The sequence below is a fragment of the Streptomyces sp. NPDC052016 genome, from assembly GCF_044548445.1.
In the GTDB taxonomy this organism is placed as follows: Bacteria; Actinomycetota; Actinomycetes; order Streptomycetales; family Streptomycetaceae; genus Streptomyces.
This window is the reverse complement of sequence record NZ_JBIUBX010000018.1, coordinates 150,420-170,392: the sequence shown is the minus strand read 5'-3', so window position 1 is coordinate 170,392 and position 19,973 is coordinate 150,420. Positions and strand designations below refer to the sequence as shown.

14 protein-coding genes and 1 riboswitch are annotated in these 19,973 nt (G+C 70.1%); of the genes, 8 read left to right on the top strand and 6 right to left on the bottom strand.

Annotation, left to right across the window (positions count from 1 at the left end; genetic code table 11):
• Positions 1-101 precede the first annotated feature (101 nt).
• From ACIHAR_RS23320 to ACIHAR_RS23305, 4 genes are all read left to right on the top strand, one after another.
• Positions 102-650 carry an RNA 2'-phosphotransferase gene (locus ACIHAR_RS23320; protein ID WP_365467451.1) on the top strand — a complete coding sequence of 183 codons (549 nt, stop codon included), beginning with the start codon at positions 102-104 and terminating at the stop codon, positions 648-650.
• 25 nt (positions 651-675) lie between these two features.
• Entirely contained in the window at positions 676-1,119 is a 444-nt protein-coding gene (locus ACIHAR_RS23315; RefSeq protein ID WP_400021504.1) for a hypothetical protein, read from the top strand.
• A gap of 42 nt (positions 1,120-1,161) precedes the next feature.
• Positions 1,162-2,064, top strand: coding sequence for an LLM class flavin-dependent oxidoreductase (locus ACIHAR_RS23310; protein ID WP_400021502.1), 903 nt, complete (start codon positions 1,162-1,164; stop codon positions 2,062-2,064).
• Positions 2,065-2,142: 78 nt separating this feature from the next.
• Positions 2,143-3,024 (top strand): Cof-type HAD-IIB family hydrolase, encoded by an 882-nt coding sequence (locus ACIHAR_RS23305; protein WP_365467457.1) that lies wholly within the window; start codon positions 2,143-2,145, stop codon positions 3,022-3,024.
• A 1-nt stretch (position 3,025) separates the two neighbouring features.
• Here ACIHAR_RS23305 and ACIHAR_RS23300 read toward each other — a convergent pair whose 3' ends face one another.
• From ACIHAR_RS23300 to hisC, 5 genes are all read right to left on the bottom strand, one after another.
• Entirely contained in the window at positions 3,026-4,087 is a 1,062-nt protein-coding gene (locus ACIHAR_RS23300; protein ID WP_400021500.1) for a M23 family metallopeptidase, read from the bottom strand.
• A 101-nt stretch (positions 4,088-4,188) separates the two neighbouring features.
• Entirely contained in the window at positions 4,189-7,749 is a 3,561-nt protein-coding gene (cydD, locus tag ACIHAR_RS23295) for a thiol reductant ABC exporter subunit CydD (RefSeq protein ID WP_400021497.1), read from the bottom strand.
• 59 nt (positions 7,750-7,808) lie between these two features.
• The gene (gene cydB / locus ACIHAR_RS23290) at positions 7,809-8,813 is read right to left on the bottom strand and encodes a cytochrome d ubiquinol oxidase subunit II (RefSeq protein ID WP_365467462.1); all 1,005 of its coding nucleotides are present in this window, start codon (positions 8,811-8,813) and stop codon (positions 7,809-7,811) included.
• Between the two features lie 20 nt (positions 8,814-8,833).
• Positions 8,834-10,339 (bottom strand): cytochrome ubiquinol oxidase subunit I, encoded by a 1,506-nt coding sequence (locus ACIHAR_RS23285; protein WP_400021494.1) that lies wholly within the window; start codon positions 10,337-10,339, stop codon positions 8,834-8,836.
• Between the two features lie 235 nt (positions 10,340-10,574).
• Positions 10,575-11,654 carry a histidinol-phosphate transaminase gene (hisC, locus tag ACIHAR_RS23280; RefSeq protein ID WP_400021492.1) on the bottom strand — a complete coding sequence of 360 codons (1,080 nt, stop codon included), beginning with the start codon at positions 11,652-11,654 and terminating at the stop codon, positions 10,575-10,577.
• 437 nt (positions 11,655-12,091) lie between these two features.
• On the opposite strand from hisC, the gene ACIHAR_RS23275 reads away from it, so the two are divergent.
• The 3 genes from ACIHAR_RS23275 (at position 12,092) to ACIHAR_RS23265 (ending at position 15,838) form a co-directional block, all read left to right on the top strand.
• The gene (locus tag ACIHAR_RS23275) at positions 12,092-13,204 is read left to right on the top strand and encodes a LacI family DNA-binding transcriptional regulator (RefSeq protein WP_365471422.1); all 1,113 of its coding nucleotides are present in this window, start codon (positions 12,092-12,094) and stop codon (positions 13,202-13,204) included.
• A 479-nt stretch (positions 13,205-13,683) separates the two neighbouring features.
• On the top strand, positions 13,684-14,763 hold the full coding sequence (locus tag ACIHAR_RS23270; RefSeq protein ID WP_400021490.1) for a metallophosphoesterase: 1,080 nt from the start codon (positions 13,684-13,686) through the stop codon (positions 14,761-14,763).
• Between the two features lie 193 nt (positions 14,764-14,956).
• Positions 14,957-15,838: a hypothetical protein gene (locus ACIHAR_RS23265; protein WP_365471427.1), complete on the top strand. Its 882-nt coding sequence runs from the start codon at positions 14,957-14,959 to the stop codon at positions 15,836-15,838.
• A gap of 83 nt (positions 15,839-15,921) precedes the next feature.
• Here ACIHAR_RS23265 and thiC read toward each other — a convergent pair whose 3' ends face one another.
• Positions 15,922-17,718: a phosphomethylpyrimidine synthase ThiC gene (thiC, locus tag ACIHAR_RS23260; RefSeq protein WP_400021487.1), complete on the bottom strand. Its 1,797-nt coding sequence runs from the start codon at positions 17,716-17,718 to the stop codon at positions 15,922-15,924.
• A riboswitch (TPP riboswitch) is annotated at positions 17,711-17,900 on the bottom strand. Its footprint overlaps the gene before it by 8 nt.
• Before the next feature lie 387 nt (positions 17,901-18,287).
• On the opposite strand from thiC, the gene ACIHAR_RS23255 reads away from it, so the two are divergent.
• Complete coding sequence (locus ACIHAR_RS23255; protein WP_400021485.1) at positions 18,288-19,934, top strand: YibE/F family protein; 1,647 nt, start codon at positions 18,288-18,290, stop codon at positions 19,932-19,934.
• The last annotated feature ends 39 nt before the right edge of the window (positions 19,935-19,973 follow it).

Sequence of the window (19,973 nt, the reverse complement as noted above, 5' to 3'; positions counted from 1 at the left end):
AGACACGCCAACTAGTCTGTGGATAACTACAGTTGCTTGTGGAACAAACATCGGCGGCAAAAGAAATGCGTGAGCCGTGTCTCTCCCGTCATGCTGGGCAGATGGACGAAAGACGCACCGTTAAGGTGTCGAAGTACCTCTCGAAGCATCTGCGCCACCAGCCCGAGCGCATCGGCCTGACCCTCGACGAGGGTGGCTGGGTCGAGATCGACACACTGATGGCGGCCGCCGCGGCCCACGGCTTCCCCATCACCCCGGAAGAGCTGGACCACGTGGTGGCCACCAACGACAAGAAGCGCTTCGCGATCGAGGGCACCCGTATCCGCGCGAGTCAGGGCCACAGCATCGAGGTGGACCTCGGTCTACCCCCGGCGACCCCGCCGCCGTACCTCTACCACGGGACCGTGGGACGCTCCCTGGACGCGATCCGAGCCGAAGGGCTGCGGCCCATGGACCGGCACGACGTGCACCTCTCGGCCGACCGTGAGACGGCGACCAGGGTCGGTGCCCGCCGAGGCCGGCCGGTGGTCCTCTCCGTGGACGCGGAAGCCATGCACCGCGACGGGCACGTCTTCCACGTCAGCGCGAACGGGGTGTGGCTGACGAAGGCCGTACCGCCGGGATACCTGCGTTTTCCCGACCCGCACTGAGCCGTTGTTCGGCATGATCGCCGTCATGGATCACCTCCCCACCACCGAGGCCGCCGTCATCGCGCTCCGCGCCATCGCCGCCGAATACGGACTCGCCATCGAGGTCACCCATGACATCGGCGCCGACCAGACCTCCCGCCGCACCACCGCGGGCGTCGGCGTCACCACCGACCCGGACGGGTCCCTGCCTCACGAGGCATACGTCGAGCTGGGCGGCCGGCCACACGTCAGCGTGCGGCTCTACCCCGACGACGACGCGCTGATCACGGTCGACGGCGTGGAGTGTCCCGACGTGGCCCGCGACGACGTCCCCGCCTTCCTCCGCTCGCTCTACGACGGCCACGCCTGGGTCAAGTCCCGCCGCTTCCCGCCGAGCGAGTGCTTGATGGTGCCGCTGCCGGGCGACCGCGTGCACAAGGAGTTCATTCTGGTCGGCCTCAGCCCGTGGCTGGCCGGACGCGCGCGGTGACGGTTTCACGTGAAACACGGTCGACCACATACGCTCGATGACATGAGTCTGCGACTGAGCACCGTGATCCTCCCGTACCGTCGCTGGAACGAGGGCGGCCGTGCGGCATGGACGCGCGCCGAGCAGCTCGGCTTCCACACCGCGTACACCTACGACCACCTGTCCTGGCGCAGCTTTCGCGACGGCCCCTGGTTCGGTGCCATCCCGACCCTGACCGCCGCCGCTTCCGTCACCGACCGTCTGCGTCTCGGCACGCTGGTGACCTCGCCGAACTTCCGGCACCCCGTGACCCTCGCCAAGGAACTGATCTCCCTCGACGACATCTCCGGCGGTCGCCTCACCCTGGGTATCGGCGCGGGCGGCACCGGCTTCGACGCCACCGCCCTCGGTCAGGAGCCATGGACCCCGCGCGAGCGCGCCGACCGCTTCGCGGAGTTCGTGCCCCTGCTCGACCGGCTGCTCACCGAGAGCTCGGTCTCCTACGAGGGCGACTTCTACGCGGCACACGAGGCGCGCAACATCCCCGGCTGTGTCCAGCGGCCCCGGCTGCCCTTCGCCGTCGCCGCGACCGGCCCGCGCGGGCTGAGGCTCGCGGCCCGGCACGGACAGGCCTGGGTGACCACCGGCGACCCCAAGCTGTACGAGAACGGCACATCTGAGCAGTCGGTGCAGGCCATCCGCGGCCAGGTCGAGAAGCTGACGGACGCCTGCGTGGCCCTCGGACGGGGAGTCCACACCCTCGACAAGATCCTGCTCACCGGTTTCACCCCGGAACGTGGCCGTCCGCTGGAGTCGCTGGACGCCTTCGTCGACTTCGCGGGCCGTCACCAGGACCTCGGCTTCACGGAGCTCGTGATCCACTGGCCGATCCCGGACTCCGACTTCGCGGCGGACGAGAAGGTCTTCGAGTGGATCGCCATGGAGGCCCCGGCGCAGCTGCGCTGATCTCGCCGGTCAGCCGCCCGTGTCTCATCTGTGCGGACACCCGCACGGCCGTGCGGGTGTATACGGGAGAATGGCGCGGTGACCTCAGCGACTCGACAGCCCGAGACCCCGGCCGCCGCCCTCCCGCCGCGCCTGATCGCCACCGACCTCGACGGCACCCTGCTGCGCGACGACAAGTCCGTGTCGCCGCGCACCGTCGCAGCCCTGGCAGCCGCCGAGGAGGCGGGCATCGAGGTCTTCTTCGTCACCGGCCGCCCGGCTCGCTGGATGGACGTCGTCAGCGATCATGTCCACGGACACGGCCTGGCCATCTGCGGGAACGGCGCCGCCGTGGTCGACCTGCACGGCGGCCCCGGCAGCCACCGGTTCGTGAAGGTGCGCGAACTGGCCAGGGAGAACGCGCTGGACGCGGTACGTCTCCTGCGCGAGGCGGCCCCCGGAACGATGTACGCCGTCGAGCAGACCTACGGCTTCCACCAGGAGCCGGAGTATCCCAAGATGCACATGGAGATCCCGGACTCCCTCGCGCCGGCCGAACAACTGCTGGCACCGGACGCCCTCGGGGGCGACGAGCCCGTGCTCAAGATCCTCGCCTTCCACCCCACGCTCGACCCCGACGCCTTCCTCACCCTCGCCCGGCTGGCCATCGGCGACCGGGCCAACGTCACCCGCTCCAGCCCCAGCGCCCTGCTGGAGATCAGCGGCCCCGACGTCTCGAAGGCCAGCACGCTCGCCCTGTGCTGTGCCGAGCGCGGCATCTCCCACGAGGAGGTCGTCGCGTTCGGGGACATGCCGAACGACGTCGAGATGCTCACCTGGGCGGGCCGGTCGTACGCCATGGGCAACGCGCACCCGGATGTGATCGCGGCGGCCTCCGGGCAGACGGTCGCCAACAACGAGGACGGGGTCGCCGTCGTCATCGAGCAGTTGCTCGCCGAGCGGCTGGAGTCCTCCCGCTAGATCAGCCGACGGGGGCCCCACGCGCCGCCAGCCACGGCACCGGGTCGATCGCCGAACCATAATCCGGTGTGACCCGCACCTCGAAGTGCAGGTGCGGTCCGGTGGAGTTTCCGCTGGTGCCGGACTGCCCGATCCACTGCCCGGTGACCACTCTGTCGCCCGGGTCGACGGCGACGGACGCGAGGTGGGCGTACTGCGTGTAGTAGCCGCCGGCGTGCTCCAGTACGATCTCGATCCCGAACGCGCCGCCGCACAACACCCGCACCACGCGCCCCGCGCCGACCGCTCTCACGGGCGATCCGATCGGCAGCGCGAAGTCCTGCCCGGAGTGCCGGCTCGCCCAGTGCGCACCACCGCTGCCGAAGCTCGCCGACAGGACATAGCCCTCGACGGGCGGGACCCACTGCCGCGTGAGGCCGGCCGATGCCTGGTCGAGCCGGACGGCACCACGGCAGGAACCGGCCGCGACCGAGGCGTCCGCCTGCCCCTGCAACTGCCACCGCGCCTGTTCCAGCTTCTGCTCGACGTCGTACTTCAACGCGGCCATGTCCGCGTTGCGCTGATCGAGCACCCGCCGGGCCGCGGCAGCCTCCGCCTCGTCGGCGGCCAGCCGCGCCTCGGCCCGCCGACTCTTGTCGATCGCACCGGCCACGGCCACATTCGCCCTGGTGAGGACACGCTGACTCCGCATCAAGTCGTCGAGACTGCGGGCCAGGATGAACTGGGCGGCTACCGGCAGAGCGCCGCTGCCGCGGTACTGGGCGCGCGCGATACGACCCAGGTCGTCGCGCAGGCGATCGATCTCCTGACGCTTGCGGTCGAGGCGTTCCTCCAGGCGCTGGGCCTTCACCCGTTGCGCCTCCGCAGCGAGCCGCGCCTCCTGGTACCGCCCCGCGGCCACGGCCGCCTCCTCGTACAGACGTATCACTTGTGAACTGATCCCGGCATCCGAGGCGGAGCCGTCGAAGAGCCGCCCGTCGGCGGCAGCGGGGCGTGCCGTGAGCAGCGTGGCCGCGCAGAGCAGGGCCGGAACGAACAGAGGATGACAGTGAGGTGAGCGCATGTCAGCGATCGTGTCGCGGCCGCCCGGTGCGAGTCCTGTTCAAGTCGTACGCCTGGGGGACCGTCCGCCCCGAATGGCTCAGCACCGCCGCGGCCGGCCGGTCACCGCGCCGCCACCAGCTCTTCCGCCGCCGCCTCCCGCTCGAGCATCCTTCGCAACGGCCCTTCCGCGGCGGCCAGCTCCGCGTACGAACCGCGCTGCACGACCCGTCCCTCGTCCAGCACGACCACCTCGTCCACCGCCTGCAGACCGGCCAGCCGGTGGGTGATGAGCAGGGTCGTACGGCCCTCGGTGGCGGCCAGCAGGTCGGTGGTGAGCGCGTCCGCGGTCGCCAGGTCGAGGTGTTCGGCAGGCTCGTCCAGCACCAGGACGGGGAAGTCGGCGAGCAGTGCACGGGCCAGTGCGAGCCGCTGTCGCTGTCCGCCGGACAACCGGGCCCCGTGCTCACCGACGAGCGTGTCGAGCCCGTCGGGCAGGCTGTCGGCCCACTCCAGCAGCCGGGCCCGCGCCAGGGCGTCCCGTAGCTCGCGCTCCGACGCGTCCTTCCTCGCCAGGAGCAGGTTCTCGCGGACCGAGCTGTCGAAGAGGTGCGCATCCTGCGCACACAGCCCGATCGACCGCCGCACGTCGTCGCCGTCGAGGGCGTACGCGTCGACGCCGGCCAGTGTGTACGAACCCGCGTCCGCGTCCAGGAACCGCAGCAGCACCTGCGCGAGCGTCGTCTTGCCGGAGCCGGAGGGGCCCACGACGGCGATCCGGCGCCCTCGCTCCAGGGTCAGGTCGACGCCGGCGAGCGCGTCCCGGTCCTGCCCGGTGTACCGGGCGGCCAGCCCCTTGACGACGAGCGGGAACGGCGACGTGGGCGCCTGCCGGGGCCGCTTCGGCTCGCGCACCGGCTCGGGGGAGTCGAGGACCTCGTACACCCGCTCCGCGCTCCTGCGCACCCGTTGGCGGTACTGGACGGCCAGCGGCAGCCCGAGTACGGCCTCGAAGGCAGCGAGCGGGGTGAGGACGACGACGGCCATCGTCACACCGCCCAGCCGCCCGTCGACGACGGCCTGTGCCCCCACGAGGGCGGCCGCCGCGACGGTCAGACCGGAGACGAGTGCGGTCAGCCCGTCGCCGAGTGCGGTGGCGGTGGCGGTGCGGGAGGCGATCCGGGTGAGCACGGCGTCGGCCGCCCGCACCTCGGCCGTGCGGACGGGCAGCGCACCGGCGACGGTCAGCTCGGCCGTTCCGGTGAGCAGGTCGGCGGTACGGGTGGCGAGCACGCCGCGGGCGGGGGCGAGCCGCCGCTCGGCGCGGCGTGCCACGATGCCGGTGACCAGCGGGACCCCCACGCCGGCCGCGAGCAGCCCCACCGCGAGCACGGCCCCGGCCTCGGGCAGCAGCCACGCGGTGAACGCGACGGAACCGGCCGAGACGACGGCGGCGGCGCCGACGGGCAGCAGCCAGCGCAGCCAGTAGTCCTGCAGGGCGTCCACGTCGGCGACGAGCCGCGTCAGCAGGTCCCCGCGGCGCGTCGTGCGCAGCCCTGCGGGCGCCAGCCGCTCCAGCCGGCGGTAGACGGCGACCCGGGTGTCGGCGAGCATCCGCAGCACGGCGTCGTGCGACACAAGCCGTTCGGCGTACCGGAACACCGCACGTCCGATACCGAAGGCCCGCGTCGCCGTCACGGCCACCATCAGGTACAGCACCGGCGGCTGCTGCGAGGCCCGCGAGATGAGCCAACCCGAGGTGGCCATCAGGCCGACGGCGCTGCCGAGGGCGAGGCTGCCGAGCAGCAGCGCGAAGGCGAGCCGGCCACGCCGGGCACCGGCCATCGCGCGGACCCGCGCGAGGACACCGCCCGAGGCCGCCTCGAGCGGCATCTCCCGTTCGGACGAGAGGGCGAAGAGCTTTTCCTGCGAGGTCGCGACGGGCACTTCCTGCGCGGTGACGAGGGCCGTTTCCTCCCTCGGCGTGAAAGCGCGCTGGGGTACGACCTCGACGCGTCCGCGGGTCCCGGCCTCCGCCGGCCGGACCTGCCGATCCGCCTCGGCCAGACGCACCACCCGGTCCGCCACCGCCAGCAGAGCCGGCCGGTGCACCACCAGCAGCACGGTCCTTCCGGCCGCGAGCCGCCGTACGGCCGCCACGACCTCGGCCTCGGTCTCGCCGTCCAGGGCGGCCGTCGGTTCGTCCAGCAACAGCACCGGTCGATCGGCGAGGAACGCGCGAGCCAGTGCGAGCCGCTGCCGCTGGCCGGCGGACAGCCCGGCTCCGTCCTCGCCGAGCACCGTCCGGTCCCCGGCAGGCAGCGCGTCCACGAACTCCAGCGCCCCCGCGTCCGCCAGTGCCCGGCGGACGGCGGCGTCATCGGCGTCGGGGCGCGCCAGCCGCACGTTCTCGGCGATCGTCCCGGCGTACAGGTGCGGATGCTGCGGCACCCATGCGATGCGGGACCGCCACTGCTCCAGGTCGAGGCCGGTGAGATCGACTCCCCCGACCCGGATCCGGCCCTCGGTGGGCCGCACGAACCCCAGGAGCGCGTTCAGCAGGGTCGACTTGCCCGCGCCGCTCGGGCCGACGATCGCGACCGTCTCCCCTGGCTTCACGGTGAAGGACACACCGTCAACGGCGTCGGCGGACCGTCCGGGGTAGCGGACCGTCACGTTGTCGAAGGCCACGCCGCCCGTCGGAACCGCACCCGCGCCCGACGCCGGCAGCGGCGTCTCCAGCACGGCGAAGATCTCCTCGGCCGCCGCGAGCCCTTCGGCGGCCGCGTGGTACTGCGCCCCGACCTGCCGCAGCGGCAGATAGGCCTCCGGAGCGAGCACGAGAATGACCAGGCCGGTGTACAGGTCCATCTCGCCGTGGACGAGTCGCATGCCGATCGTCACGGCGACCAGTGCCACCGAGAGCGTCGCGAGCAACTCCAGCGCGAACGACGAGAGGAACGCGATCCGCAGCGTCCGCATGGTCGCCTGCCGATACTCACCTGTGATGCGCCGGATCGACTCCGCCTGTGCCTTGGCCCGCCCGAACACCTTCAGCGTGGGCAGCCCCGCCACCACGTCCAGGAAGTGTCCCGACAACCTGGTCAGCAGCCGCCACTGACGGTCCATCCGCGATTGCGTGGCCCAACCGATCAGCACCATGAAGACCGGGATCAGCGGCAGGGTGCCGACGATGATCGCGGCCGACACCCAGTCCTCGGTCACGATACGCGCCAGCACCGCCACCGGCACGACCACCGCCAGCCCCAACTGCGGCAGATAGCGCGAGAAGTAGCCGTCGAGGGCGTCCACGCCACGCGTCGCAAGGGCGACCAGCGAACCGGTCCGCTGTCCGCTCAACCACCCTGGACCGAGCTGCGTGGCACGCTCCACCAGCCGACCCCGCAGTTCCGACTTCACGGCAGCGCTCGCGCGGTGCGCGGCAAGCTCGGTGAGCCAGGACACCAGAGCACGGCCGATCGCCACGGCCACCAACAGCAGCAGGGGCGTGTGGAGTGCGGATGCCGACAGTCCCTGCTGGAAGGCGCCGACCACCACTTCGGCGATGAGCATCGCCTGCGCGATGACCAGCGCCGCGCCGAGGGCGCCCAGACCGACGAGCCCCATCAGGAAGAGGCGGGTGGCGCGGGCGTATCGGAGCAGACGCGGGTCGATCGGTTTCACGTGAAACACACCCTCTTCTCAAGGGGCATGTTTCACGTGAAACATGCCCCAACTCGGACTCAGTGCGCGGGCTCAGCGATGTGCTGCGTACCGATCCGCTTGCGGAACACCCAGTAGGTCCACCCCTGGTAGAGCAACACGAGCGGCGTGGCCACGCCCGCACACCAGGTCATGATCTTCAGGGTGTACGGACTCGACGAGGCGTTGGTCACCGTGAGGCTCCAGTCCTCGTTGAGCGTCGACGGCATGACGTTCGGGAAGAGCGTCAGGAAGAGCATCGCCACCGCGGCCACGATGGTGACGCCGGACAGTGCGAACGACCAGCCTTCTCGCCCTGCCTGGTTCGCCATGAGCGCCGCGACCAGGGCGGCAACCGCCACGGCCAGCGCGACGAGGCTCTTGGCGTCACCACTGTCGACCTGCGTCCACAGCAGGAAGAGCAGGGCGAGCACGGCGGCCACCAGGCCGACCTTGGTCGCCAGCTTCCGTGCCCTCTCCCGGATGTCGCCGACCGTCTTGAGAGCCGTGAACACCGCGCCGTGGAAGGTGAACAGCGTCAGGGTCACCAGTCCGCCGAGCAGCGCGTACGGGTTGAGCAGGTCCCCGAGTCCACCGACGTACTCGAAGTTGCGGTCGATCTTCACGCCCCGCACGATGTTGCCGAACGCCACACCCCACAGGAACGCCGGGAGAAGCGAGGTCCAGAAGATCGCGTGCTCCCAGTTGCGCTGCCAGTTCTCCTCCGGCCGCTTCACCCGGTACTCGAAGGCGACACCGCGCACGATGAGGCAGACCAGGATGAGCAGCAACGGCAGATAGAAGCCGGAGAAGAGCGTGGCGTACCACTCCGGGAAGGCCGCGAAGGTCGCACCGCCCGCCGAGAGCAGCCACACCTCATTGCCGTCCCAGACGGGCCCGATGGTGTTGATGAGCACCCGCCGCTCGGGCCGGTTGCGGGCGAGCAGCTTGGTGAGGACGCCGACCCCGAAGTCGAAGCCCTCCAGGAAGAAGTAGCCGGTCCACAGGACGGCGATCAGGACGAACCAAACGTCGTGCAGTTCCATGACGATGCAGCTCCCTCGGCCTAGTACGAGAAGGCCATCGGCTTGTCGGCGTCACGGGGCTCGCCGCCGATCTTCGTGGGCGGGTTGAGGTCGGCCTCCGTGAGCTCGGGCGGGCCGGCCTTCACGTACTTCACCAGCAGCTTGACCTCGACGACGGCGAGGATGGCGTACAGAGCGGTGAAGGTGATCATCGAGGTGAGGACCTCGGCCTGGGTGACACCGGGGGAGACGGCGTCCCGGGTCTGCATCACTCCGTACACGACCCACGGCTGGCGGCCCATCTCCGTGAAGATCCAGCCCCACGAGTTGGCGATCAGCGGGAAGGCCATGGTCCAGAGCGCCAGGAGCCAGTACAGCCGGCTGAGCCTCGCCCCGAGCGGCTTCTTCAGCAGCACCAGATGCGGCACCTCGTCCTCGCCCGTCCGCAGGGCAGCCGGCAACAGGAACTTCTTCCGTGTCAGCCACAGGCCCAGCAGGCCGAGGGAGAAGGAGGCCATACCGAAGCCGATCATCCAGCGGAAGCCCCAGTAGGCGACGGGGACGATGGGCTTGTAGTCACCGGGGCCGAACTTCTCCTGCAGTGCCTCATTGGTGTCGTTGATGCCGGGCACGTACGACTCGAAGTCGCTGTGGGCGAGGAAGGACAGCAGTCCGGGTATCTCCAGGGCCACCTTGTTGTGCCCCTTGTCGACATCCCCGTAGGCGAACACCGAGAACGGCGCCGGCTGCTCGCCGTCCCACAAGGCCTCGGCCGCGGCCATCTTCATCGGCTGCTGCTCGTACATGACCTTGCCGAGGGTGTCCCCGCTGACCGCGGTGAACAGACCGCCGACCGCGAGGGTGACCAGGCCGAGCCTGAGCGACGTCCGCATCTCGGGGAGGTGCTTCTTGCGCATCAGGTGGAAGGCGGCGATGCCGACCATGAAGGCGCCGCCCGTCAGGAAGGCCGCGGAGAAGCTGTGGAAGACCTGGTTGAGGGCGGTGTTCTGGGTCAGCACGAGCCAGAAGTCGGTGAGTTCGGCCCGCCCCTTCTCCTCGTTGATCCGGTACCCGACCGGGTGCTGCATCCACGAGTTGGCCGCGAGGATGAAGTACGCCGACAGCAGCGTGCCGATCGAGACCATCCAGATGCAGGCCAGGTGGATCTTCTTGGGCAGCTTGTCCCAGCCGAAGATCCACAGGCCGATGAAGGTGGACTCGAAGAAGAAGGCGATGAGTGCCTCGAAGGCGAGCGGCGCGCCGAAGACGTCACCGACGAAGCGAGAGTAGTCCGACCAGTTCATGCCGAACTGGAACTCCTGCACGATCCCGGTGACCACGCCCATGGCGATGTTGATCAGGAAGAGCTTGCCCCAGAACTTCGTCGCCCTGAGGTACTTCTCCTTCTCCGTACGCACCCAAGCGGTCTGCAGTCCGGCCGTCAGCGCGGCCAGCGAGATCGTCAGGGGGACGAACAGGAAGTGGTAGACGGTCGTGATGCCGAACTGCCAGCGCGCCAGGGTCTCCGGCGCCAAAGCCAGGTCCACGTCGCCACTCCTTACCTCACACGCTTGTGAAAGCGTTCACATTCACAAGCAATTATGACGCATACCCGTTCGACACCGGAGAGGCGGGGGTCCCTAAGCCCGTACACCCCTTCTCACCTGCGGCGAAGCGGCGGGCGGGGGACATGGAAGGGGGGGGGGGGGGGGGGGGGGGGGGCCCGGGCGCCCCCCCCCCCCCCCCCCCCCCCGCAGCAGCCCCGACGCGATCGGATCGGGCCTACAGCTCCTTCCGGAACCCTTCCGCCACCTTGAGGAAGATGTCGTTGGCCTCGGCCTCCCCGACCGTCACCCGCACGCCCTCGCCCGGGAACGGCCGGATGACGACGCCGGCCCGCTCGCACGCCGCCGCGAAGGCGACCGTGCTCTCCCCCAGCCGCAGCCACACGAAGTTCGCCTGCGTCTCCGGCACCGTCCAGCCCTGCTCGCGCAGCCCGTCGACCACGCGCTTGCGCTCGCAGACCAGCGAGCCGACCCGGCCGAACAGCTCGTCCTCGGCCCGCATCGAGGCGATCGCCGCCTCTTGTGCGAGCTGGCTCACACCGAACGGCACCGCCGTCTTGCGCAGTGCCGCCGCCACCGGCTCGTGGGCGATCGCGAAACCGACCCGCAGCCCCGCCAGGCCGTACGCCTTGGAGAAGGTCCGCAGCACACAAACGTTCGACCGCTTGCGGTACAGCTCGATGCCGTCCGGCACCTCGGGGTCACGGATGAACTCGCGGTAGGCCTCGTCGAGCACGACCAGCACATCACCGGGCACCCGGTCCAGGAACCGCTCCAGCTCCGCCCGCTTCACCACCGTCCCCGTGGGGTTGTTCGGATTGCAGACGAAGATCAGCCTGGTCCGCTCGGTGATCGCGTCGGCCATCGCGTTCAGGTCGTGCACGTCCCCCGGCGTCAGCGGGACCTGCACAGAGGTCGCACCGCTGATCTGGGTGATGATCGGGTACGCCTCGAAGGACCGCCACGCGTAGATCACCTCATCCCCGGGTCCCGCGGTGGACTGGATCAGCTGCTGGGCGACGCCGACCGAGCCGGTGCCGGTCGCCACGTCGGAGACGGGGACGCCGAAGCGCTCGGAGATCTCGTTCACCAGGCCCGTGCACGCCATGTCCGGGTACCGGTTGAAGGACGTGGCGGCGGCCGTGACCGTCTCCATCACGCCGGGCAGCGGCGGATAGGGGTTCTCGTTGGAGGACAGCTTGTACGCCACCGGACCGCCGGCCGCAGCCGGCTTGCCCGGCTTGTAGGTGGGGATCCCCTCCAGCTCGGCGCGCAGCTTGGGGCTCGTCTCGCTCACCGCAGTCCTCCTCGTGACCACCACCGGCTTCAATACTGCTCACCTTATGAGGATTCGGCGCGGGTGCGAACAGCTGTGGACGACCGACCGGCCACAGGCTCCTCGCGCCTCCTGCCCGGACCCCCGTGATCCACAGCCGCATCCGCGGCATCAGCGCACGAAGGCGCACAAACTCAGGGGCGCGTCGTACATATATCTACGCGCCGGTGGCTCACTCCGTGGCGCGCGTCCCTCGTGCAGGTGAGTTGAGACCTCTTCGAGACATCGGTGCGTCGACAGGCTCATCCGTGCCCACACACCACGTCCTGGATCGGAAGCCCCCAACCAGCTTCGTTTCCAAGGTGTTTGAGGGTCTAGGACCATGCAGAAACGTGCCTGTCAACGCGTGCATATGCGTCCGCCCTACCCCACCGGATGAGCCCTACTATCGGCTCGCCATGACAGCAGCAGGGAAGCACCAGGTGAGCCGCGCGGAAACCTCACGCCGAGGCAGCCGGCCGGGCCGAGCGGGCATCAGGGACGTGGCCGCCGCCGCCGGAGTCTCCATCACGACCGTCTCCGACGCCCTCAACGGCAAGGGCAGGCTCCCTGATGCCACCCGACGCCATGTCCGCGAGGTCGCCGAGCGACTGGGCTACCGCCCCTCGGCAGCGGCCCGAACCCTCCGTACCGGCAAGTCGGGCCTCATCGGTCTGACCGTGACGACATACGGGGATGAACCTTTCACCTTCACCGAGTTCGCGTACTTCGCCGAGATGGCGCGCGCCGCGACCTCCGCGGCGCTCGCCCGCGGCTACGCGCTCGTCATCCTCCCCGCGACCTCACGCCACGACGTGTGGTCGAACGTGGCCCTGGACGGCACGGTCGTCATCGACCCGTCCGACAAGGACCCGGTGGTCAGCGAACTCGTGCGGCAGGGTTTACCGGTCGTCTCCGATGGCCGCCCGGTCGGCGCGCTCCCGGTCACCGCCTGGGTCGACAACGACCACGAGGCCGCCGTCCTCGACATCCTCGACCACCTCGCCGACGCCGGCGCCCGCCGCATCGGCCTGCTCACCGGCACCACCACCGACACGTACACCCACCTGTCGACCAGCGCATACCTGCGCTGGTGCGAACGGGTCGGCCAGGACCCCGTCTACGAGGCCTACCCCGCCCACGACCCGTGCGCCGGCGCCGTCGCAGCCGACCGGCTGCTGGCCCGCCCCGACCGCCCCGACGCCGTCTACGGCCTGTTCGACCCCAACGGCACCGACCTGCTCGCCGCCGCCCGCCGCTACGGGCTGCGCGTCCCCGAGGACCTGCTGCTCGTGTGCTGCAGCGAATCCACGGTCTACGCCAACACCGAACCGCCCATCACCACGCTCTCCCTGAAGCCTCGCCGCATCGGCACCGCGGTGGTCCAGCTCCTCATCGACGCCATCGAGGGCGTCGAATCGGACCAGCCCGTCGAGCAGGTGATACCGACCGAACTGATCGTGCGTACCTCGTCTCAGCGACGTGCGCAGCGCACGACGGTGAGTCCGCCGCGGGTGCCCGAGGAGACGTAGGCGCGACCGGACGCCGCTCCGTGCGCCGACGGCCCTGAAAGGTCGGCGCACGGTTGACGAGGACGTCGCCAGGGTGCTCTCCGGGCCGGCAGCAGGGAGAGCACCACGGGACTGCGGGGCGGCTGGAACCGGATGTCCCGGCGGTGCCGGGCGCCTCGCACGGCAGGCACCCGACAGGCCGGGGCGGCCGACGCACAGCGCGGCCCGATCGACCCCCGCGCACTCCCCCAAGTCCGTCCGTGACATCAGAGGTCCGTGGGGCGCGTGTGGGCACGGTGTGCGCGGGGTGAGTACGGACTGCCGAACCCAGGCCCAATCGGGGCGAAAGCCGCAGCGAACCGGAGCCTTGCTCCGATTCACCACCCCTGGGTCATCACATGGCACGATCCGCATTCCTATGATGGGCGCACGGCACCGCGGGCCGTCGCGACCAGGCAGTCCGAAGCGGTGCAGATGCGGCGCGATGGTGGAGGGGTCTGATGACTCAGGGGGCCGGTCAGGGACCCGAGGTGGAGCGGACGGCGACGTTGCGCGACTTCCGGGTGCCCGCGTACGTCAACGAGACCGGTCCGTACGCCCACAGCACGCATCCCGGGAACGCCGTACCGCCTGCGGAGACGCTGGAGCATCCGGAGGGCTACACGCCCACCCAGCGCGATCTGCCCGTGATCAACCGGGGCGACACCCTCCAGGTGACCGTCGACCCCGCGGCCGCCCAGGCCCCGCTGCCCGCGAACGGTCCCGGCCCGCTGTTCGTCGTCGGTGACGTGCACGGCTATCTCGACGAGCTGGTCGCCGCGCTGCAGGAGAAGGGCCTGATCGACGCGGCCGGTCAGTGGTGTGCGGGCACCGCTCGGCTGTGGTTCCTCGGCGACTTCACCGACCGCGGCCCGGACGGCATCGGCGTCATCGACCTCGTGATGCGGCTGTCCGCCGAGGCCGCCGCGGCCGGCGGCTACTGCAAGGCGCTCATGGGCAACCACGAGCTGCTCCTGCTCGGCGCCAAGCGGTTCGGCGACACGCCCGTCAACTCCGGCGCGGGTACCGCCACCTTCCAGGCGGCCTGGCTGCTCAACGGCGGCCAGAAGTCCGACATGGACCGCCTCCAGGACCACCATCTGCAGTGGATGGCCCGCCTCGACGCCATCGAGGAGGTCGACGGTCATCTGCTCGTCCACTCCGACACCACCGCCTACCTCGACTACGGCGACTCGATCGAAGCGGTCAACGACACCGTCCGCGAAACCCTCACCCGTAACGACGCGGACGAGGTGTGGGATCTGTTCCGCAAGTTCACCAAGCGCTTCTCCTTCCGCGACGAAGGCGGCGCCGACGCCGTCCGCTCGCTCCTGGATACGTACGGCGGCACCCGCATCGTTCACGGCCACAGCCCGATCCCGTACCTGCTGGGCGAAGTCGGCTCCGAGGACGGCGAGGACACGGCCCGCCCCGTGGTCGAAGGACCGCACGTCTACGCCGGCGGACTGGCCATCGCGATGGACGGCGGCGTGACGATGGCCGGAAAGCTGCTGGTCCAGCAACTTCCGCTGACCCTCTGACCGTTCACGCCTCCGGCGTCGCACCCGCCGGAGGCGCCCGACGACACCGCAGGCCAGGGGCCAATTTCCGCGAACCCCCTGTTACCCCATGCCGTCGCCGCTCTACCATCGCCTTATCCGTAGCAGGCTCCCCTCCGTTTCTGCCCGACGGCTCGTTGGCATGCGAGCCCCAAGCCCTACGGAGCATCGGGGGATGCACATGAACAGCGTTCCGCAGCACCTGCACAGCGAGGACCGCCAGGAGTACGAGCGGGTCCTCGACGAGGCGCTGCGCTCCGCACCACACCACCCGGAACTGACCACTGTCGGACAGCGGCTCAACGCCGAACAACTGCGCACCATGGCACTCAACGCCACCGCACTCATCACGGCGGCCGCGGCGGCCGAGTACCAGCACTACGTGAAGGTCCGCGAGGAACTGCGCCACCCCGCGCCGTCCACCCCGTCGTCCTCCACCCAGGAGTCCGGTTCCGGCGAACCGGCCGTGGGCGGGATCGGACTCGCCAGCATGGGGGAGGCGGCCCAGGCCGCCGAGGCCGCCGGAGCGGGCGCCGTCGCGATCGCCGCCGTCCTCACCCCCGTTCTCGCCGGAGCCGCCGCGGTGATCTTCCTGCTCGTCGGTTACTTCCTCAGGATGCTCGACCCCGAGCAGTCGTTCGCCCAGGCCATGGTCACCGCCGGGTGGGCGTTCGGAACCATCGCCGCGGCCGCGATCCTCGTCGCCACCGTCGGACTCCTCCTGACCGCCCTGCGCAACCGCCCCTCCCTGGAGGCCGGTCCGTACGGTGAGCTGAGCGAGGAGGTGGCCCGCGCCAGGGACGCCTGGCGGGAAGCCCTGCTGGAACGGGGCATACTGCCGTTCCTGCGCGAGGCGCTCGCCGACCCCGGCACGGCTGCCGCGCTGCACCCCGAGCCGGCCCCGCCGGCGCCGACCGGCCGTCTGCCGAAGATCGGCTACGACCGTCCGGGGTTCACCAGCCCCGACGACGGACGCACGACCGGCTCACGCCCGAGCTTCAGCAGCCCGGACTACACCAGCCCGGACTTCGGAGGCCCGGAACACCAGCCGGAGTAGGCCTTCGGCTTGCGCCCCCACCGAAGGGGAGCGCAAGCCGTACGCCGGCGCGCCTACGGGTGGAGCCCGGCGCCTACCGCCCGTCAGTCGGCCAACGGCAGATAGACGCGGTTGCCCGCCGCCGCGAACTCTTGGGACTTCTGCGCCATCCCCTCCTCGATCTCCGCACGTGTTCCGCCGTGCTCGCGGCGGATGTCCTGGGAGATCTTCATCGAGCAGAACTTCGGCCCGCACATCGAGCAGAAGTGGGCCGTCTTCGCCGGCTCCGCAGGCAGTGTCTCGTCATGGAACTCGCGGGCCGTGTCCGGGTCGAGGGCCAGGTTGAACTGGTCCTCCCAGCGGAACTCGAACCGGGCGTCGGACAGCGCGTCGTCCCATTCCTGCGCGCCGGGGTGCCCCTTGGCGAGGTCGGCCGCGTGGGCGGCGATCTTGTAGGTGATGACGCCGGTCTTGACGTCGTCACGATTGGGCAGGCCCAGGTGCTCCTTGGGCGTGACGTAGCAGAGCATGGCCGTGCCCCACCAGGCGATCATCGCGGCACCGATGCCGGAGGTGATGTGGTCGTACGCCGGCGCGACGTCCGTGGTCAGCGGGCCGAGCGTATAGAACGGAGCTTCATCGCAGATCTCCTGCTGAAGGTCGATGTTCTCCTTGATCTTGTGCATCGGGACGTGGCCCGGGCCTTCGATCATGGTCTGAACATGGAAACGCTTCGCGATCCGGTTGAGTTCCCCGAGCGTCCTCAACTCCGCGAACTGCGCCTCGTCGTTGGCGTCCGCGATCGAGCCCGGCCTGAGACCGTCACCGAGCGAGTACGTGACGTCGTAGGCGGCGAGGATCTCGCAGAGCTCCTTGAAGTTCTCGTAGAGGAACGATTCCTTGTGGTGGGCCAGACACCAGGCCGCCATGATCGAGCCGCCGCGGGAGACGATGCCGGTCTTGCGGTTCGCCGTCAGCGGGACGTACGGCAGGCGGACGCCCGCGTGGACCGTCATGTAGTCCACGCCCTGCTCGGCCTGCTCGATGACGGTGTCCTTGTAGATCTCCCAGGTCAGTTCCTCGGCCTTGCCGTCGACCTTCTCGAGTGCCTGGTAGAGCGGCACCGTGCCGATGGGAACGGGGGAGTTGCGCAGCACCCACTCGCGCGTGGTGTGGATGTTGCGGCCTGTGGACAAGTCCATGACCGTGTCGGCGCCCCAGCGGGTCGCCCAGGTCATCTTCTCGACCTCCTCCTCGATGGAGGAGGTGACCGCGGAGTTGCCGATGTTGGCGTTCACCTTGACCAGGAAACGCTTGCCGATGATCATCGGCTCGATCTCCGGGTGATTGACGTTCGCGGGCAGAACCGCCCGGCCCGCCGCGATCTCCTCGCGGACCACCTCCGGCGACACGTTTTCCCGGATCGCCACGTACTCCATCTCGGGCGTGATCTCGCCCCGGCGCGCGTACGCGAGTTGTGTGACGGCCTTGCCGTCGCGGCTCCGGCGCGGCACACGCGGCCGTCCCGGGAAGACCGCGTCGAGGTTGCGCAGGCCACCGCGGGGCGAGGTGTGCTTGATACCGTCGTCCTCGGGGCGGACCGGGCGGCCCGCGTATTCCTCGGTGTCGCCGCGAGCGATGATCCAGTTCTCCCGCAGCGGCGGCAGGCCCCTTCGGACGTCGGTTTCGACATGCGGATCGGTGTACGGGCCGGATGTGTCGTACAGCGTGACCGACTGCCCGTTGGTGAGGTGCACCTGACGGACCGGCACCCGCAGGTCGGGGCGGGGGCCCTCGACGTACGCCTTGTGCCAGCCGACGGACTTCCCGGCCTCCCCGTTGGCGGAGATCTCGGCAGAGATCTGCGTGGAGGCAGGCGTGCGTGCGTCCTTGTTGGTCATGAGACCTACTCCCTACGCCGGCATTACCCGGTAACAGGTTCAGCGGTCGACGCAGCGATTGCCGTCTGCCGACGTTTCATGTGAAACATCACTCGATGCCGGTGACGTTCCACGTGAAACATCGCGAAGACGGAGGTCAGCGCCCTCTCAGCCCGGTGCTCCGAGCTCCCGCGTGTGCAAAGGTTGCCCCCACGCTAGCGGCAATTCGGGCGCGGTGAACAGAGGGCCCCCTTCGTTCTTGCGATGATCGGTCGGTGACCACGACACACCATCCCCCGTACCCACCGCCCGAACCGCCCCGCGGCACGGGTGCCGGAAACGGCGACGGTCCCGGCCCCGGTGCCGGCCACAGCCGTGGCTCCGGTCCTGGTCCGGGCCCTGCACCCCGCCCTGGCTCTGATCCAAGTGCTGGTCCTGGCCGGGGTCCTGGCTCTGGTCGAAGTGCTGGTCCTGCTCAGGGTCCTGGCCCTGGTCAAGGTCTTGGTCAGGGTCCTGGTGACGTCCGCGACTTCAGCAGTGGGCATGCTCAGGGGCCCGGGTACCGAGACAGTTCCCCGGGGTTCGGTGGCGTGCACGGGTCTGGCGGAGGTCAGGAGCCGGGCGGCGGCGGTTACGGGCATGGGCCCGGTGGCCCCGAACACGGCCGTGGTGGTGGCGAGCGCGGGCCGGTTGGGGGTCAGGACGGCGGTCACGGCCACGGGCATGCCCCGGGAGACGGACACAGCGGAGGGCACGGCCCTGAATCCGGTGGCTGGCCGGGTCCCGGCGGCGGGCACGGCGCGGGTTCCGGCGGCGGACACAGCGGAGGCCCCGGTGGCGGACACGGCGGCGGACACGGCGGCGGACACGGCGGCGGACACGGCGCCGGTTCCGGCGGCGGGCACGGGCATGCGCACAGCCACGGTCACGGCCCGGCAGCGCCCGTCTCCCAGCACCTGCGGAAGGTCATCGCAGCCGTCCTCATCCCGTTCGCCGTGGCCGTACTCGCCGGGCTCGTCGTGCTGTGGCCCGGCGGCGCCCCGCCGCACGAGCGCACCGGAGTCGGTTTCGACCGCCAGACCCAGCATGCGACGGTCACGAAGGTCGAGAGCGTGAGCTGCTCGTCGGTGCACGCCTCCGGTGGCACCCCGACCGGTGACACCTCCACGGCCGAGGGCTCCTCCGCCCAGCAGCAGGCGAACGGCACGTGCAAGCGGGCCACGATCCGCGTGGACACGGGCAACGACAAGGGCCGTACGTTCACGGAGATCGTGCAGCCCGACCAGTCACGGCAGTTGCACGAGGGCCAGAAGGTCGTGGTCGCGTACGAGCCCGCCGCACCCAAGGACCTGCAGTACTCGGTCACCGACGTGAACCGTCGCGTCCCGATGGCGGTGCTCGCCGCGATCTTCGCCGTCGCCGTCGTGGTCGTCGGGCGGTTGCGGGGCGTCATGGCGCTGATCGCGCTGGCCATCAGCTTCCTGATCCTGAACTTCTTCATCCTGCCCGCGATCCTCCAGGGCTCGAACCCGCTGCTCGTGGCCGTGGTGGGATCGAGCGCCATCATGCTGATCGCGCTCTATCTGTGTCACGGCCTCTCGGCCCGCACGTCGGTCGCGGTACTAGGGACGCTCATCTCACTGCTGCTGATCGGCTTCCTCGGCTCGTGGTTCATCGACTGGGCCGCGCTGACCGGCAACACGGACGACAACACCGGTCTCATCCACGGTCTCTATCCGTCGATCGACATGAGCGGTCTGCTGCTCGCCGGAATCATCATCGGCTCGCTCGGCGTCCTCGACGACGTGACGGTCACCCAGACGTCGGCCGTCTGGGAGTTGCACGAAGCCAACCCGTCGATGGGCTGGCGGGGCCTGTACCAGGCCGGCATCCGCATCGGCCGCGACCACATCGCGTCCGTGGTCAACACGCTAGTCCTCGCCTACGCCGGCGCGGCCCTGCCGCTGCTGCTGCTCTTCTCGATCGCCCAGAGCAGCGTCGGCACAGTCGCCAACAGCGAGTTGGTCGCCGAGGAGATCGTGCGCACGCTGGTGGGCTCCATCGGCCTGGTGGCCTCGGTTCCGGTGACGACGGCCCTCGCGGCCCTGGTGGTCTCGGCCGACCGGCAGAAGCCCGGTACAGCGTCCGAGGCGGCGCCGGGGGCTGCGCCGACCGGTGCCGCGGGCCCTGCGCCCCAGCCCGCCCGCGGCGGCAGGGGCAGGCGACGCAAGCGCTGACGCTGCTGGGCGTCAGAACGAGTGGGGGTCGGGCGGGCG